Origin of the sequence: Streptomyces sp. OZ13, from assembly GCF_052068155.1 — a bacterium.
Taxonomy (GTDB): domain Bacteria; phylum Actinomycetota; class Actinomycetes; order Streptomycetales; family Streptomycetaceae; genus Streptomyces.
On the sequence record NZ_JBQHCZ010000016.1, the window covers coordinates 164478 to 180142 of the forward strand.

Sequence of the window (15665 nt, forward strand, 5' to 3'; positions counted from 1 at the left end):
CGACAATGGGCGCGATGCGCATGGACCAAGAGTTCGCCACGGACACGGAGCCGGTCCCCGCACCTGCCCGCCTCTGGTCCCTGGTCGTACCCCTGAAGCCGCTGGCCCTGGCCAAGAGCCGGCTGGCGGGAGCGGCGGACGACAGGCTGCGGCCGCGTCTCGCCCTCGCGTTCGCCCAGGACACCGTGGCGGCCGCGCTGGCCTGCCCTGCCGTACGGGATGTGGCGGTCGTCACGGACGATCCGACCGCCGCCGCCGGGCTCGCGGCGCTGGGGGCGAGGATCGTGCCGGACTCCCCGGCCGCGGGCCTCAACGCGGCGCTGGCGCACGGCGCCGAAGTGGTGCGCGCCGCGCGCCCCTCCGCGGCGGTCGCAGCGCTCAACGCCGACCTGCCCGCATTGCGTACCGCCGAATTGGCGAGGGCACTGGCAGCGGCTTCGGTATTTACCCGGGCATTTCTGACGGATGCGGCCGGAATCGGCACGACTTTGCTCTCCGCCCTGCCGGGCGCGGAATTGCGCCCCGCTTTCGGCGGTCCTTCACGCCTTGCGCATTTGGCTTCCGGTGCCACGGAAATCATGTCCGGCGGTCTTGATTCCGTGCGCCAGGACGTGGACACCGGCGAGGATCTGGCGGCCGCGCTCGCACTGGGCGTGGGCCGGTACACCGCGGAACGCCTGGCCGGCGGCGCTCCGGCCGTACCGAGGAAGCACGCCGGTCAGGGGCACTAGGCTGGCGGCCATGCAGGCGACCTCGTACACCTACGACCCCGAGACCCGCAGCGGCAGTGTGCTGCTGGACGACGGCACCCCCGTGGACTTCGACGCGGCGGCCTTCGACGCGGGCGGCCTGCGGCTGCTGCGGCCGGGGCAGCGGGTGCGGATCGAGACCGAGGGCGAGGGCGAGAGCCGCCGCGTCACGCTGGTGACGCTGTACACGTTCTGAGAGCGCCGCGGACACGTTCCGAAGGGACGCCGGCGGACCGCACGCCGCGGGCCGGTCTCCCAGCGGGAGACCGGCCCGGCGCGTGAGTGGCTGTGCGGCGCTCGGCCGCTTGTGCTGGTGTCGCGCTCTCGGCGCTACTTGTTCCTCGAGGTCGTCTTCTTGGCGGTGGTCTTGCGCGCCGTGGCCTTCTTGGCCGGCGCCTTCTTGGCCGTGGCCTTCTTGGCCGGGGCGGTCTTCTTCGCCGTGGCCTTCTTGGCGGTGGTCTTCGCCGGGGTCGCCTTCTTCGCGGCGGCCGTGGTCTTCTTGGCGGTGGTCTTGGCCGTCGACTTCTTCGCTGCCGGGGTCGTCTTCTTCGCGGCGGTCTTCTTGGCGCCCGTGGTCGTCTTCTTCGCCGCGGTCCTCTTCGCGGCGGCCTTCTTGGCCGCGGCCTTGGAGATGGTGGGCGGCGGGCCGGAGAGGCTGCCCTTGGGGGCCTTCTTGACCGCGACCTCGCCTCCCTTGGGGAGCTTCTTCGAGCCGCTGACCAGGTCCTTGAAGCCCTGCCCTGCGCGGAAGCGGGGCACGGACGTCTTCTTGACCCGGACACGCTCGCCGGTCTGCGGGTTGCGGGCGTAGCGAGCGGGGCGGTCGACCTTCTCGAACGAGCCGAAGCCGGTGACCGAGACCCGGTCTCCGGCGACCGTTGCGCGGACGATCGCGTCAAGCACCGCGTCGACGGCGTCAGCGGCCTGCTGACGCCCGCCGAGCTTGTCGGCAATCGCTTCTACGAGCTGCGCCTTGTTCACGTCTTCCCCTTCGGAGACATTTGGCCGGAACGATCGCGTCCTGGCTTTTTCGCACGTTAGGCAGATATATACCGCAAATCAAACACGAAACGGGCTAATCACCCTAGTGCCGCAACGAAGTCGACCTCGGCGGAGTTCTGAGGTCAGCCGCCTTCGGGGAATCGCCCCTCTTCCAGGTCCTTCATCAACCGGTCCAGACGCGTTGCCGCGCCGGGGAGATCGTGCTTCGCCGCTGCCGTGATGACCAGCAGCTTCCGGGACAGCGCCATCCTTACGCCCTCCGGGACTTGCAGTTCGCGCACCGTGGTGTGCGCTTCCTTCAACCGGGCCGCGACCGCCTCGTAGAGCTCGAGTTGGCTGTCGCGTTCCATGCACCGATTGTGCCATCTGGGGCGAGTTGTCGCCCCATGGGGCCTCAACATACGACTGCGCCCCCCGCCTTCAGGCGAGGGGCGCAGTTCGGGAAAACCGCTGCTCAGGCGTCAATTGTCCGGGGCTTGAAGGACGGCCGGCCCGCCTCGTACGCCGCGATGTCCGCTTCGTTCTGAAGGGTGAGGCTGATGTCGTCGAGTCCGTTCAGCAGTCGCCAGCGGGCGTTCTCGTCGAGCTCGAAGTCCGCGGTGATTCCGGGCGCGAGAACCTGTCGCTTCTCGAGGTCGACGGTGATCTCGGCCGTCGGGTCGGCCTCCGTCAGCTCCCACAGCGCGTCCACGACGGACTGCTCGAGGACCACGGTCAGCAGGCCGTTCTTCAGGGAGTTGCCGCGGAAGATGTCGGCGAAGCGGGAGGAGATCACGGCCTTGAAGCCGTAGTTCTGGAGGGCCCAGACGGCGTGCTCGCGCGACGATCCGGTGCCGAAGTCGGGTCCGGCGACGAGAACCGAGGCGCCGTTGCGCTCGGGGCGGTTGAGGACGAACTCGGGGTCCTTGCGCCAGGCCTCGAACAGCCCGTCCTCGAAGCCGTCGCGGGTGACCTTCTTCAGCCAGTGGGCCGGGATGATCTGGTCGGTGTCGACGTTGCTGCGGCGCAGCGGGACGGCCCGGCCGGTGTGCGTGGTGAAAGCTTCCATGGTGTTCAGACTCCGGCGGGCGCAGGGGTTTCGGACAGGTCGGCGGGCGAGGCGAGGTGGCCGAGAACCGCGGTGGCTGCGGCGACCTGCGGGGAGACCAGGTGCGTGCGGCCGCCCTTGCCCTGCCTGCCCTCGAAGTTGCGGTTGGAGGTGGAGGCGGAACGCTCGCCGGGCGCGAGTTGGTCCGGGTTCATGCCGAGGCACATGGAGCAGCCGGCGTGCCGCCATTCGGCCCCGGCCTCCTTGAAGACCTTGTCCAGGCCCTCTTCCACGGCCTGCAGCGCGACGCGGACCGAGCCGGGGACGACCAGCATCCGTACGCCGTCCGCGACTTTGCGGCCGTCCAGGATCGCGGCGGCGTTGCGCAGGTCCTCGATGCGTCCGTTGGTGCAGGAGCCTACGAAGACGGTGTCGACGTTGATGTCGCGCAGCGGCTGTCCGGCGGTCAACCCCATGTATTCCAGGGCCTTTTCGGCGGCCAGGCGCTCCGACGCGTCCTCGTACGAAGCAGGGTCGGGGACATGTCCCGACAGCGGCGCGCCCTGGCCGGGGTTGGTGCCCCAGGTGACGAACGGGGCGAGTTCGGCGGCGTCGATGAAGACCTCCGCGTCGAACACCGCGTCGTCGTCGGTGCGCAGCGTCTTCCAGTACTCGACCGCGGCGTCCCAGTCGGCTCCCCGGGGCGCGTGGTCGCGGCCCTGGAGGTAGTCGAAGGTGGTGCGGTCGGGGGCGATCATGCCCGCGCGGGCGCCGGCCTCGATCGACATGTTGCAGATGGTCATCCGGGCTTCCATCGACAGCTTCTCGATGGCGGAGCCGCGGTATTCGAGGACATAGCCCTGGCCGCCGCCGGTACCGATCTTCGCGATGATGGCGAGGATCAGGTCCTTGGCCGTGACACCGTCGGGCAGCTCGCCCTCGACGGTGATGGCCATGGTCTTGGGGCGGGACATGGGCAGCGTCTGGGTGGCCAGCACGTGCTCGACCTGGGAGGTGCCGATACCGAAGGCCAGCGCGCCGAACGCGCCGTGCGTGGAGGTGTGCGAGTCACCGCAGACCACGGTGGTGCCGGGCTGGGTCAGACCCAGCTGAGGGCCGACGACGTGCACGACGCCCTGCTCGACATCGCCCAGCGGGTGCAGCCGTACGCCGAACTCGGCGCAGTTCTTGCGCAGGGTCTCCAGCTGGACGCGGGAGACCGGGTCGGCGATCGGCTTGTCGATGTCGAGGGTCGGGGTGTTGTGGTCCTCGGTCGCGATGGTGAGGTCGAGGCGGCGCACCTGCCGGCCGTTCTTCCGCAGACCGTCGAAGGCCTGGGGGCTGGTCACCTCGTGCAGCAGATGCAGATCGATGAAGAGGAGGTCGGGCTCGCCCTCGGCGCGCCGGACGACATGGTCGTCCCAGACCTTCTCCGCGAGTGTCCTACCCATCGCTTTCCCTCCGGCCGGCTGTGCCGCCGACGCATCTAGAGATCTTGTGCAGTGCCCGTTGGTCCGCGGGCCGCCACTACAGCGTGGCAAGTTCCGGAGAAAATTGAACTTGCGTTTCACAGAGTGAGACGCGAGTATCGTTGCATGGACAACTCTAGCGGCGTCGGCGTCCTCGACAAGGCGGCCCTTGTCTTGAGCGCCCTGGAGTCCGGTCCGGCCACCCTCGCGGGGCTGGTCGCGGCCACGGGACTCGCACGACCTACAGCACATCGCCTGGCCGTGGCACTGGAGCACCACCGTATGGTGGCGCGCGACATGCAGGGCCGCTTCATCCTCGGCCCGCGGCTGGCGGAGCTCGCCGCCGCGGCGGGCGAGGACCGGCTGCTGGCCACGGCCGGGCCGGTACTCACACACCTGCGTGACGTGACCGGCGAAAGCGCGCAGCTCTACCGCCGGCAGGGAGACATGCGGATCTGCGTCGCGGCGGCCGAGCGGCTGTCCGGACTGCGGGACACCGTGCCCGTCGGCTCCACGCTCACGATGAAGGCCGGCTCCTCGGCCCAGATCCTGATGGCCTGGGAGGAGCCGGAGCGCCTTCACCGCGGGCTCCAGGGCGCGCGCTTCACGGCGACCGCCCTGTCCGGCGTCCGGCGCCGTGGCTGGGCACAGTCGATCGGCGAGCGCGAGCCGGGCGTGGCATCCGTGTCCGCGCCCGTGCGGGGCCCCTCCAACCGCGTGGTGGCCGCCGTCTCGGTCTCCGGACCGATCGAGCGCCTGACCCGCCACCCGGGCCGTATGCACGCCCAGGCGGTCATCGACGCCGCGGCCCGCCTGAGCGAGGCGCTGCGCCGCAACGGCTGATCCCACATTCCGTACGTCCACGTCCGGCCGGCCCCTTCAACGCCGCAGGGGTCGGCCGGAGGTGTTCCCGGGCCCGTGCAGGTGCAGCATGGAAGTACCTGCGAGCGACGGAGGTGCTGGAGCGATGACCGAGTTCATGGACGTACACCGCGGGATGAAGGGCATCACGAGTGATCAGCTGATGGAGGCGCACCGCGCGGACCTCGCGATCGAGGGCGAGGAGGGCGTGCACTTCAAGAACGCGTGGGCGGACCCGGAGACGGGCACCGTGTACTGCCTGTCCGAGGGCCCCTCCGCGGACGCCGTGCAGCGCATCCACGAGCGCACGGGCCACCCCGCCGACGAGATCCACCCGGTGCCTCTCGTTGTGTGAAGCCGGTCCCCGAGGCTCCTGCTGCCCCGGCGGCGGGAGCCTCTTGCTGTGTCCTCGCGCCGAACTCGTCCCGGGCGCACGGGAGATGGAGCGGGTCCGGGATCCACAGCATCCACCGGGAGAGGCGTTGCCGGAAACGCCGAAGGGGCCTTCCGACTGCTCGGAAGGCCCCTTCGGACTCTGTACCCCCGACCGGATTCGAACCGGCGCTACCGCCTTGAGAGGGCGGCGTGCTAGGCCGCTACACAACGGGGGCATGCATCCTGCGACGCGCTGGGCTACCAGGACTCGAACCTAGACTAAATGAACCAGAATCACTCGTGCTGCCAATTACACCATAGCCCATGGTGGTTTAGACCAGTACCCCCGACCGGATTCGAACCGGCGCTACCGCCTTGAGAGGGCGGCGTGCTAGGCCGCTACACAACGGGGGCCCTAGCGATCCTCACCCGGCGACAGCCGGATGTTGTCACCGCGTGAAGCATCGGGTGCGACCCGGATGATCACGTGGGAAGGATCTGTACCCCCGACCGGATTCGAACCGGCGCTACTGCCTTGAGAGGGCAGCGTGCTAGGCCGCTACACAACGGGGGCTTTGCAGATAAGCTCTGCGAGCTGGCCTACCAGGACTCGAACCTAGACTAACTGAACCAGAATCAGTCGTGCTGCCAATTACACCATAGGCCACCAAAACTCAACCCCCGGCTGGGGGTCTTGTTCGGTCTGCGCTTCCGGCTCCCGGGCTTTCGGCCCGCTCTCCTTGGCGCAGGAAGAACATTACCCGAAGGTGGACGGCGCTCCAAAACGGGTATCGGCGCGGAGCAGGCCCGGAAGCTCGTCGAGACCGGTGATCCTGATCAGTTCGGGACGCCCGCCGAGCCCCGCGCGGTCGAGCCAGATCCCGGTGAGTCCGGCCTCGACGGCGCCCCGGGCGTCGATGTCCGGCTGGTCCCCCACGTACGCCACCTCGTGCGGAGCCAGTTCCATGGCCTCACAGGCGGCCAGGAAGGCCCCCGCCTCAGGCTTGGAGATCCCGATCTCCACCGCGCACACGACGGCCTCGAAACGGTCCCGTACGCCGAGCGTCCGCAGCTTGCGCTCCTGGTTGTGGATGCTCGAATTCGACAGAATCCCGTGACGATAGTCATGGGCCAGCAGGTCCAGAACGGGCACCGCGTCGGGAAAGAGGGACCACGCCGCCTCGTAGTGCCTGACATGCCGGCCGAACCAGGCGTCCGCCTCCGCGTCGGTCATGTCCCGGGCTGCGAGGAACGTGCGCACCCGGTCGCGGCGCTGCCCCTGGAAGTCGGTCTCACCCGCGGCGAACCGGGCCCACTGGACGTCGGTGATCGCGCGCCAAGCGACGAGGGCCTGCTCGAGGCTCGCGTACCCCTCGGGCAGGCCCTCGTGCGCGAGGTGCTTGCTCATGCCGACGCGGTCGGCGCTCGCGTAGTCGAAGATCGTGTCGTCGATGTCCCAGAGCACGGCTCGGATCGGCATGGGGCCGAGATTACGCGGCGGGGCCGGACTCCGGTACGGCGCGCGTCACCCCGCGACGCGCTCGTCCTCCGAGGGGACGACGAAGAAGTCGGTGACGAAGCAGGTGACATCGCCGTCCGCGTCCCGGCCGACCCAGGTCGGGTAGGCGCCGTCGCCCCAGCCGGACATGAAGGCGATCAGGTTGTGGCCCGTGTCGGGGGCCGTGATCGTGTGCGGGCCGAGCCCCGCGTCCCCACCGGCGTCGAAGGCGTCCCAGAGCGGGCCCTTGTCGCCGACGCAGTCGGGGAACGACTCGTCGCAGGCGGCGTCGTAGAAGCAGCCGGTGCCGGCGTCGACGCCGTAGGCGAAGAACTCGTCGTCGGCGAGGGAGGCGGGGTCCTGGCCGGCCTGGTGGGCGATCTCCCAGGCGACGGGCGCCGTGTCCTTGATCAGCAGGCGGGCGGCGGCGATCCGCAGGTGCGGCGGCTCGTCGTCGGCGGGTTCCTCGTCGCGTTCGGTGATCGTGGCGACGGCGCACTCCACGCGGTAACGCCCGGGCGGCACCTCAGCGGTGAAGGGCTCGGACTCGCCGGTGCCGAGCGAGACGAAGGGGTCGCAGGCCACGACCCTGCCCGTGGGCAGCCACAGCTCGCCGGCCGGCGTCACGGACATCGTGCCGGCCTGTCCGCCCTCCTCCTCGAACCGGTTGCCCGGTGTGAAGTGCCAGGAGAAGTCGGGGGCGGGCATGGGCATGGGGTCCTCCGGCGGGGCGGTGATCGGGATCCCACCGACCCTAGTGGTGCGCTCCGACAACGCCGAGGGGGCGGTGGCCTTCCACGGCCACCGCCCCCTCGGACGCGAACAGGAATCCTTACGCGGCGAGCTTCGCCAGTGCCGCGTCGATCCGGGCGAGGGTCTTGTCCTTGCCCAGGATCTCCAGGGACTCGAAGAGCGGCAGGCCGACCGTGCGGCCGGTCACGGCGACGCGGACCGGGGCCTGCGCCTTGCCGAGCTTCAGGCCGTGCTCCTCACCGGCGGCCAGGACGGCCTCCTTGAGGGACTCGGGGCTGGTCCAGTCGGCGCCTTCGAGCTTGGCGCGCGCAGTGGTGAGCAGCGCCACCGGGTCGCCCTTCATGGCCTTGGCCCAGGACGCCTCGTCCTCGACGGGCTCGTCCAGGAAGAGGAAGTCGACGTTCGCCGTGATGTCGGAGAGGACCGTGAGCCGGGTCTGGGCGTGCGGGGCGATGGCCTCCCACGCGGCGCGGTCGAAGCTCTCCGGCGCCCAGTTGGCGTGCGGGGCCTTCAGCCACGGCTCGCAGGCCTCGGTGAAGGTCTTCACGTCCAGCATCCGGATGTGGTCGGCGTTGATCGCCTCGGCCTTCTTCAGGTCGAAGCGGGCCGGGTTGGCGTTGACGTCCGCGAGGTCGAACTTCGCGACCATCTCCGGGATCGTGAAGATGTCCTGGTCGGCGGAGAAGGACCAGCCGAGCAGGGACAGGTAGTTGAGCAGGCCCTCGGGGAGGAAGCCGCGCTCCCGGTAGAGGTTGAGGGACGCCTGGGGGTCGCGCTTGGAGAGCTTCTTGTTGCCCTCGCCCATGACGTACGGCAGGTGCGCGAAGGACGGGATCTCCTTCGCGATGCCGAGCTCGATGAGCGCCTTGTAGAGCGCGATCTGCCGCGGGGTGGAGGACAGCAGGTCCTCGCCGCGCAGGACGTGGGTGATCTCCATCAGCGCGTCGTCGACGGGGTTGACGAGCGTGTAGAGCGGGGCGCCGTTGGCGCGGACGATGCCGTAGTCCGGGACGTTGTCCGGGGTGAAGGTCAGTTCGCCGCGGACGAGGTCCGTGAAGGTGATCGGCTCCTCCGGCATCTTGAAGCGGACGATCGACTCGCGGCCCTCCGCCTCGTACGCCGCCTTCTGCTCGGCGCTCAGCGTGCGGCACTTGCCGTCGTAGCCGGAGGGCTTGCCGGCGGCGCGGGCGGCGTCGCGGCGGGCCTCGAGCTCCAGGGCCGTGCAGTAGCAGTGGTACGCGTATCCGCCGGCCAGCAGCTTCTCGGCGACGTCCTTGTAGATGTCCATCCGCTGCGACTGGCGATAGGGGGCGTGCGGGCCGCCGACCTCGGGACCCTCGTCCCAGTCGAGCCCGAGCCAGCGCATCGAGTCGAGCAGCTGGTTGTAGGACTCCTCGGAGTCACGGGCCGCGTCGGTGTCCTCGATGCGGAAGACCATGGTGCCGCCGGTGTGCCGGGCGTAGGCCCAGTTGAACAGGGCGGTGCGGACCAGGCCCACATGGGGGTTGCCGGTCGGGGAGGGACAGAAACGTACGCGGACGGAGCCGTTAGCCACGCTTGATCACCTTGTTGGTGAGAGTGCCGATACCTTCGATGGTGACGGCGACCTCGTCGCCGACGTTGAGCGGGCCCACCCCCGCGGGGGTGCCCGTGAGGACGACGTCGCCCGGGAGCAGCGTCATGGCCTCGGTGATGTGCACGATCAGGTCCTCGACGGACCGGACCATCTCGCTGGTGCGGCCCAGCTGGCGCTGCTCGCCGTTGACGGTGCACTGGATCGTCACGTCGGCCGGGTCGAGGTCGGTCTCCACCCAGGGGCCGAGCGGGCAGGAGGTGTCGAAGCCCTTGGCCCTGGCCCACTGCTTCTCGCGCTGCTGCACGTCGCGCGCGGTGACGTCGTTGGCGCATGTGTAGCCGAAGATGACGTCCTTGACGCGTTCGCGGGGGACCTCGCGGCACATCCGGCCGATGACGACGGCGAGCTCGGCCTCGTGGTGCAGCTCGTTCGAGAACGAGGGGTACTCGATGGCGTCACCGGAGCCGATCACCGAGGTGGTGGGCTTGAAGAAGGCGACGGGTACGTCCGGGACCTCGTTGCCGAGCTCCGCCGCGTGCTCCGCGTAGTTGCGGCCGATGGCCACGACCTTGTTGGGGAGCACGGGCGGCAGCAGACGGACCTTGCTCAGCGGGACCTTGGTCCCGGAGAGCTCGAAGTCGGCGTACGGAATGCCCTTGATGATGTCGAGGACAAGGCCGTCTGGGCCGTCCTCGACCGCGCCGAAGGCGACATTGCCGTCGATGGAGAACCTGGCGATGCGCACGGGATGCTGTCGCCCCTCTTTACTTGGTCGCTGGCCGGAGACTGACGCTCCAGGCTAACGCGGCGAGGGACGCCCGACCGGCTGCGTCACCGTGTACGTGACGGCGGTGATGACGCCGGCGGTCAGCGGACGGGGGCGTCCATGAGGATCGTGCGGCGGGGGTTGGCCGTCTGGGCGGGAAGCTCGAGCGAGTGCTCCTGCTGCTCCGGCGTCTGCAGCTCCTCCGCGTCCTTGAGGTGGGCGAGGGTGGTGCGCCGGGGGTTGGCTATGTTGCGGAACATCATCGTCGTCTTCATGTGGCGTGTCTGACCTTGTCCGAGTGCGGGCGCTGTGGAGGAGCGCGGTTGACGGATTGCCCATCCCTGTAAAGCGTCAGGCTAAACATCGGATTCCCGTCGAATGCCAGGAAGACTCAACGATCACCGTGTGAGTTTGCTCACGAAGAGACGGGCAAAACAGGCAATACGGACCCCTGATGACGCATGCGGAACCGGACATTAAGCCACTGAAGCCCTTATTCCGCTCCTGATCATCGCGACTGGGACACCCCCTCCCCCTAAGCGACTCGTGGATAGAAGTCCGTTTTACCCAGGAACGACCCCCACGACTTGTGACCGCACGCTTACATCGTGTCATCCAGGTCACAGGCCGGTACGTGGCCCTTGTTGGAGATCCGGCACTGTGCTGGAATTCCACGAACCGCCGCGGGTTTCGAACCGGCGCGCAAGGGCGCAACGCAGCGCCGAGTTGCGGCGGGGAAGGGGGAGCAGCGCCGGTCACTCACGACCACCATGGGGCGCGATCATTGCCCCACGACGCCGACACCGTCCCGCCGTACAAGCGGAGGGACGCCTGGTCCAGAGGTTGCGACGCTAGTGCAGGGACGTTTCAAGAGGGATGGCAACAGCGCGGCGGAACAGGAGCCGCGCGGCGGGACCGACCGCGGCTCCTCGCCCCAGCACACCCACAACCAGGGACCGGCGGCCCCCGGCGACGGTGGTGAGCGCGCAGGCCGCGCCGGCGCCAAGGCGTCCGGCGTCAAGGCCTCCCCGGCCGACGGCGCCGGCTCACCGGCCCGGCCGAAGGGCCCCACGGACACCGGTTCGCGAATAGCGCTGCGCAATTGGCGCATCAGCACGCGCCTCGTGTCCCTGCTCACCCTGCCGGTCGTCGCGGCGACCACGCTGGGCGGACTCCGTATCAACGAGTCCATGGACGACATGAAGCAGCTGGACCACATGCAGCTGCTCACCAAGATGACGACGGAAGCGACCGAGCTGGCGCACGCGCTCCAGCAGGAGCGTGACCTCTCCGCCGGCCCGCTGGCCAACGGCTCCATCGACACCGACTTCAAGGTCTCCGGCCCGCGTACCCAGACCGACCGCGCCCGCAAGGCCTTCCTCGAGGCCACCCGTTCCATCCCGAACAAGGACGACGACGAGGCGCTGGAGTCGATCCGCGCCAACGCGAACCAGATCGCCGTCCAGGTCAACAACCTCAACACCATCCGGAACACCGCCTACAAGGGCAAGGTTCCGAAGTCGCAGACGGTGGAGGGTTACAGCCGTCTGATCGAGTCGCTGCTGAGCCTCTCCCAGGACATGGCGCAGGCGACCAGCAACCCCGAGATGATCAAGCGCACGCGCGCCCTGGCGGCGTTCTCCTCCGCCAAGGAGTACGCGTCGATCCAGCGCGCCATCATCGCCGCGGCCCTGCCCGGCGGTGACGACGCCGCGACACCCGGCCTCACGGAGAACGACCGCCTCTACGGACAGGCGGCGCTCGAGAACGGTGAGACGGAGCTCAAGAGCTTCAAGGCGATCTACGAGTCCACCGGCGGTGACTCCGAGGAACTGACGGCGCCGCTGGAGAACGAGAACCCGACGATCACCGCGGCCGAGCAGTACGCCAAGCGCGTCCTGGAGAACGAGAACGGCCTCGCCCAGCTGCCGATCCGTTCCCACCTGGACTGGACCGACGACTACTCGGTCCGCATCAACGCGATGAAGACCATCGAGCAGACGCTGCTCGGCCAGATGGAGGCCGAGGCGCGCAAGCTGCGCGAGGCGTCCCAGCAGGACGCCATCATCAACGGTGCGCTGATCCTCATCGTCCTCGGCGTGTCCCTCGTCGGCGCGTTCGTCGTGGCCCGCTCCATGATCCGCTCGCTGCGCCGGCTCCAGGACACCGCGACCAAGGTCGCCCAGGACCGTCTGCCCGAGCTGGTCAAGCAGCTCTCGGAGTCCGACCCGCAGGACGTCGACACCTCCGTCGAGTCCGTCGGTGTCCACTCCCGCGACGAGATCGGCAAGGTGGCCGCGGCCTTCGACGACGTGCACCGCGAGGCGGTCCGCCTCGCCGCCGAGCAGGCGCTGCTGCGGGGCAACGTCAACGCGATGTTCACCAACCTCTCGCGCCGCAGCCAGGGTCTTATCCAGCGCCAGCTCTCGCTCATCTCCGAACTGGAGTCGCGCGAGGCCGACCCGGACCAGCTCTCCTCGCTGTTCAAGCTCGACCACCTCGCGACCCGTATGCGCCGGAACGGTGAGAACCTCCTGGTCCTCGCGGGTGAGGAGCCGGGCCGCCGGTGGACCCGCCCCGTGCCGCTGGTCGACGTACTCCGTGCCGCCGCCTCCGAGGTGGAGCAGTACGAGCGCATCGAGCTGGCCTCCGTGCCCGCCACCGAGGTCGCGGGCCGCGTCGTCAACGACCTCGTGCACCTGCTCGCCGAGCTGCTGGAGAACGCGACCTCGTTCTCCTCGCCGCAGACCAAGGTCCGGGTCACCGGTCACGCGCTGCCCGACGGACGCGTCCTGGTCGAGATCCACGACACCGGCATCGGCCTCTCCCCCGAGGACCTCGCCGCGATCAACGAGCGGCTGGCGTCGCCGCCCACCGTGGACGTCTCCGTCTCCCGCCGCATGGGTCTGTTCGTGGTCGGCCGGCTGTCCCTGCGACACGGCATCCGCATCCAGCTGCGTCCCTCCGACTCCGGTGGCACGACCGCGCTGGTCATGCTGCCCGTCGATGTCGCCCACGGCGGCAAGAAGGCTCCGGCGAAGCCCGGTGCGGGCGGCCAGGGCGCCGCTGCGCCGGCCGGCGGTGCTCCGGCGGGTCTGCCCGGCCGTCCCGGTGGCCCCGGCGGTGGCCGTCCCGGCCTCGGCGGCGGCAACGCGGGCGGCAACAACGGCGGCGGCCCGCTCAGCGGTGCTCCCGGCGGCGCGGGAAGTGCTCCCGGCAACAGGCTCGGTGCGGGCGCGGCTCGCGGCCAGGTCGGCGCCGGTTCGGCTCCACGCGCCGCACTGCCCGCCCGTGACGACGCCGGCCGTCCGGCCCAGGGCATGCAGAGCGCCCCGGGCATGCCGGGACCGGGTCAGCAGGGACCGGGCCAGCAGGGACCGGGTCAGCAGGGCCAGGGCGGCAGGCCCGGCCAGGCGCAGGACGGCCCCCGTCATGGCGGCGCGTTCGGCGGCGGCCGTGGTGCGCAGGGTGCTCCCGCGCGTAACGAGGCTCCCCAGAACGGTTTCCAGAAGGGTGCGGCGCCCGCCGCGGGCGACCGCGGCCGTCAGCTGCCCCCGCCCGGCGGTCCCCGTGCCGAGCTGCCCGGCGGCCCCGCGCCCCGGCGCGACGAGCCCGTGCCGCCGCGGCCGCAGCGCCCGCAGACCACCAGCTGGGGCAGTGAACAGCCGTCGCAGCCGCAGCGGCCGTCCGCCGACGCGCCGCGCGGTCACGAGGACCACGACAGCAACCGGGGTCCGGGCTCGACCGCCGAGTTCGTGCGGCCCGACTACAACGCCGGTCCGCCGCAGGCCGGCCTCCCGGCCGGTCCCTCCTCGACGGGGCAGTTCGTGCGCCCCGACGTGTACGGGGCGTCGAACCAGTCCTCCGCCGGCCAGTACGGCCGCCCGGAGGCGCAGGACCCGGCGTCCACGGCCCAGTTCGCCCGCCCGGACTTCGGAGCGCCGCAGCCGCCCGCTCCGCAGCGCCGTGACGAGTCGAGTTTCGCGCCGCCGCGGCCGGCGGCCGGGCTGCCCGCCCCGCATCAGCCGGAGGCCCTGCCCCCGGCCGGGCCCGGTGACGGCCGTACCCCGCTGTACGACACTCTGGAGACCAACTGGTTCCGCGGTGTCCAGGGGGGCGGCCGGCCCGCCGACGAGCAGCAGGCACCGGTGGAGCGTCCCGCTCAGCCGGCCCCGCAGCGCACACCCGCGCAGAGCCCGGCGACCCCGGGCAACGGGTCCCATGCGAGCGGTGCCTGGCGCTCCTCGCCCAACGACGAGTTGGTGCGTCAGGCCGAGCGGGTCAGGAAGCCCGCGGCCGGCGGCGTCACCACCTCCGGCCTGCCCCGGCGGGTCCCGCGCGCCAACCTCGTGCCGGGCACCGCTCAGGAGCAGAACCACCAGGCCGGTCCGCAGGTTTCGCGCGCGCCGGACGATGTGCGCGGCAGGCTGACCAATCTCCGCCGGGGCATCCAGCAAGGCCGTCAGCAGAACAGCTCGACGACCGGAAGCTTCAACCTCGGCCCCTCTCACCAGCAGGAGCGTTAGTTGAGCCCGATGAGCCAGGCGGCGCAGAATCTGAACTGGTTGATCACCAACTTCGTGGACAACACCCCAGGGGTGTCGCACACGGTGGTGGTCTCCGCCGACGGTCTTCTGCTGGCGATGTCAGAAGGTTTCCCGCGCGACCGCGCCGATCAGCTGGCGGCCGTGGCCTCCGGTCTGACGTCGCTGACCGCGGGCGCCTCCCGGATCTTCGAAGGCGGTCCGGTGAGCCAGACCGTCGTGGAGATGGAACGGGGGTTCCTTTTCCTCATGTCCGTATCCGACGGATCCTCGCTGGCCGTGCTCGCGCACCCCGACTGCGACATCGGCCTCGTGGGTTACGAGATGGCGCTCCTCGTGGACCGTGCGGGCAGCGTCCTCACTCCGGACCTGCGCGCCGAACTCCAGGGAAGCCTTCTGCACTGAGCCCGAGCCGCGAGCCGAACCCCACGCACCGGCTCGCGGCGATCAGCCAACGCACCGTCACCAGCACGGCCGCCAAAGGCCCCCCACCGGCCCAACCAGACGGCACAGCCGACCACTTGCTGTCACGCCCGGAGGATTCATGACCCCGCCACCCGCCTCTCACGATCCGTACGGTACGTCGGTAGACGCGTACGGGGACGAGGGCGACCAGCCGCTGGTACGTCCGTACGCCATGACCGGCGGCCGGACCCGGCCGCGCTACCAGCTCGCCATCGAGGCGCTGGTCAGCACGACGGCCGATCCGGCCCTGCTCGCCGGGTTGCTTCCCGAGCACCAGCGGATCTGTCATCTGTGCCGGGAGGTCAAGTCCGTCGCCGAGATCTCGGCGCTGCTGTCGATGCCGCTGGGTGTCGCGCGGATCCTTGTCGCCGACCTGGCGGAGGCCGGCATGGTGGCCATTCACCAGCCGGGCAACGGAGAGGCCGGCGGCACGCCGGATGTGACACTGCTCGAAAGGGTGCTCAGTGGACTTCGCAAGCTCTAGCGGCGGTGCTGCGCGATCGACCACCAGCGCGAAGATCGTGGTGGCGGGCGGCTTCGGCGTGGGCAAGACCACGTTCGTCGGCGCCGTCTCGGAGAT

Annotated in this window: 16 protein-coding genes, 5 tRNA genes and 1 pseudogene; 8 read left to right on the forward strand and 14 right to left on the reverse strand. The window is 70.0% G+C overall.

Annotated elements, in window-relative coordinates:
• Positions 1-14: 14 nt before the first annotated feature.
• The gene (gene cofC, locus ACTMTU_RS29240) at positions 15-731 is read left to right on the forward strand and encodes a 2-phospho-L-lactate guanylyltransferase (RefSeq protein WP_441266444.1); all 717 of its coding nucleotides are present in this window, start codon (positions 15-17) and stop codon (positions 729-731) included.
• A 10-nt stretch (positions 732-741) separates the two neighbouring features.
• The gene (locus ACTMTU_RS29245) at positions 742-945 is read left to right on the forward strand and encodes a hypothetical protein (RefSeq protein ID WP_053556895.1); all 204 of its coding nucleotides are present in this window, start codon (positions 742-744) and stop codon (positions 943-945) included.
• Positions 946-1079: 134 nt separating this feature from the next.
• Here the strand turns inward: ACTMTU_RS29245 and ACTMTU_RS29250 are convergent, their stop codons facing one another.
• The 4 genes from ACTMTU_RS29250 to leuC all read right to left on the reverse strand — a co-directional run bounded on the left by ACTMTU_RS29250 (position 1080) and on the right by leuC (position 4229).
• A complete protein-coding gene (locus ACTMTU_RS29250; protein ID WP_441266445.1) occupies positions 1080-1730 on the reverse strand; it encodes an HU family DNA-binding protein in 651 nt (216 codons plus the stop codon).
• A gap of 143 nt (positions 1731-1873) precedes the next feature.
• On the reverse strand, positions 1874-2101 hold the full coding sequence (locus tag ACTMTU_RS29255; protein WP_005311433.1) for a hypothetical protein: 228 nt from the start codon (positions 2099-2101) through the stop codon (positions 1874-1876).
• Between the two features lie 104 nt (positions 2102-2205).
• On the reverse strand, positions 2206-2799 hold the full coding sequence (leuD, locus tag ACTMTU_RS29260) for a 3-isopropylmalate dehydratase small subunit (protein ID WP_441266446.1): 594 nt from the start codon (positions 2797-2799) through the stop codon (positions 2206-2208).
• Between the two features lie 5 nt (positions 2800-2804).
• Complete coding sequence (leuC, locus tag ACTMTU_RS29265) at positions 2805-4229, reverse strand: 3-isopropylmalate dehydratase large subunit (RefSeq protein ID WP_441266447.1); 1425 nt, start codon at positions 4227-4229, stop codon at positions 2805-2807.
• Positions 4230-4373: 144 nt separating this feature from the next.
• Here leuC and ndgR point away from each other — a divergent pair, with 144 nt between their 5' ends.
• Together ndgR and ACTMTU_RS29275 are read left to right on the forward strand one after the other, a co-directional pair.
• The gene (ndgR, locus tag ACTMTU_RS29270; protein WP_005311436.1) at positions 4374-5090 is read left to right on the forward strand and encodes an IclR family transcriptional regulator NdgR; all 717 of its coding nucleotides are present in this window, start codon (positions 4374-4376) and stop codon (positions 5088-5090) included.
• A gap of 124 nt (positions 5091-5214) precedes the next feature.
• Entirely contained in the window at positions 5215-5463 is a 249-nt protein-coding gene (locus ACTMTU_RS29275) for an SCO4226 family nickel-binding protein (protein ID WP_441266448.1), read from the forward strand.
• A 183-nt stretch (positions 5464-5646) separates the two neighbouring features.
• On the opposite strand, the gene ACTMTU_RS29280 is transcribed toward ACTMTU_RS29275, so the two are convergent.
• From ACTMTU_RS29280 to ACTMTU_RS29325, 10 genes are all read right to left on the reverse strand, one after another.
• Positions 5647-5719, reverse strand: a tRNA-Glu gene (locus ACTMTU_RS29280).
• Positions 5720-5736: 17 nt separating this feature from the next.
• A tRNA-Gln gene (locus tag ACTMTU_RS29285) sits at positions 5737-5808 on the reverse strand.
• Between the two features lie 16 nt (positions 5809-5824).
• Positions 5825-5897 (reverse strand) — tRNA-Glu (locus ACTMTU_RS29290).
• Positions 5898-5984: 87 nt separating this feature from the next.
• Positions 5985-6057 (reverse strand) — tRNA-Glu (locus tag ACTMTU_RS29295).
• 21 nt (positions 6058-6078) lie between these two features.
• Positions 6079-6150: transfer RNA gene (locus ACTMTU_RS29300), tRNA-Gln, on the reverse strand.
• Positions 6151-6240: 90 nt separating this feature from the next.
• On the reverse strand, positions 6241-6963 hold the full coding sequence (locus ACTMTU_RS29305) for an HAD family hydrolase (protein ID WP_441266449.1): 723 nt from the start codon (positions 6961-6963) through the stop codon (positions 6241-6243).
• Between the two features lie 45 nt (positions 6964-7008).
• Positions 7009-7695 carry a DUF4241 domain-containing protein gene (locus ACTMTU_RS29310; protein ID WP_441266450.1) on the reverse strand — a complete coding sequence of 229 codons (687 nt, stop codon included), beginning with the start codon at positions 7693-7695 and terminating at the stop codon, positions 7009-7011.
• Between the two features lie 118 nt (positions 7696-7813).
• Positions 7814-9289, reverse strand: coding sequence for a glutamate--tRNA ligase (gene gltX / locus ACTMTU_RS29315; protein WP_441266451.1), 1476 nt, complete (start codon positions 9287-9289; stop codon positions 7814-7816).
• Positions 9282-10055 carry a fumarylacetoacetate hydrolase family protein gene (locus ACTMTU_RS29320; RefSeq protein ID WP_441266452.1) on the reverse strand — a complete coding sequence of 258 codons (774 nt, stop codon included), beginning with the start codon at positions 10053-10055 and terminating at the stop codon, positions 9282-9284. Before ACTMTU_RS29320 ends, gltX begins: the two co-directional genes overlap by 8 nt.
• Before the next feature lie 122 nt (positions 10056-10177).
• Positions 10178-10351 (reverse strand): hypothetical protein, encoded by a 174-nt coding sequence (locus tag ACTMTU_RS29325; protein ID WP_441266453.1) that lies wholly within the window; start codon positions 10349-10351, stop codon positions 10178-10180.
• A 579-nt stretch (positions 10352-10930) separates the two neighbouring features.
• Here ACTMTU_RS29325 and ACTMTU_RS29330 point away from each other — a divergent pair.
• The 4 genes and pseudogenes from ACTMTU_RS29330 to ACTMTU_RS29345 form a co-directional block, all read left to right on the forward strand.
• On the forward strand, positions 10931-14602 hold the full coding sequence (locus tag ACTMTU_RS29330; protein WP_441266454.1) for a nitrate- and nitrite sensing domain-containing protein: 3672 nt from the start codon (positions 10931-10933) through the stop codon (positions 14600-14602).
• A 9-nt stretch (positions 14603-14611) separates the two neighbouring features.
• Positions 14612-15025: a roadblock/LC7 domain-containing protein gene (locus tag ACTMTU_RS29335; RefSeq protein ID WP_005311457.1), complete on the forward strand. Its 414-nt coding sequence runs from the start codon at positions 14612-14614 to the stop codon at positions 15023-15025.
• A 139-nt stretch (positions 15026-15164) separates the two neighbouring features.
• Positions 15165-15569 carry a DUF742 domain-containing protein gene (locus tag ACTMTU_RS29340; RefSeq protein WP_005311458.1) on the forward strand — a complete coding sequence of 135 codons (405 nt, stop codon included), beginning with the start codon at positions 15165-15167 and terminating at the stop codon, positions 15567-15569.
• Positions 15550-15665 (forward strand): annotated as a pseudogene (locus tag ACTMTU_RS29345) (ATP-binding protein); the annotation flags it as partial. The gene ACTMTU_RS29340 and the pseudogene ACTMTU_RS29345, both read left to right, overlap by 20 nt.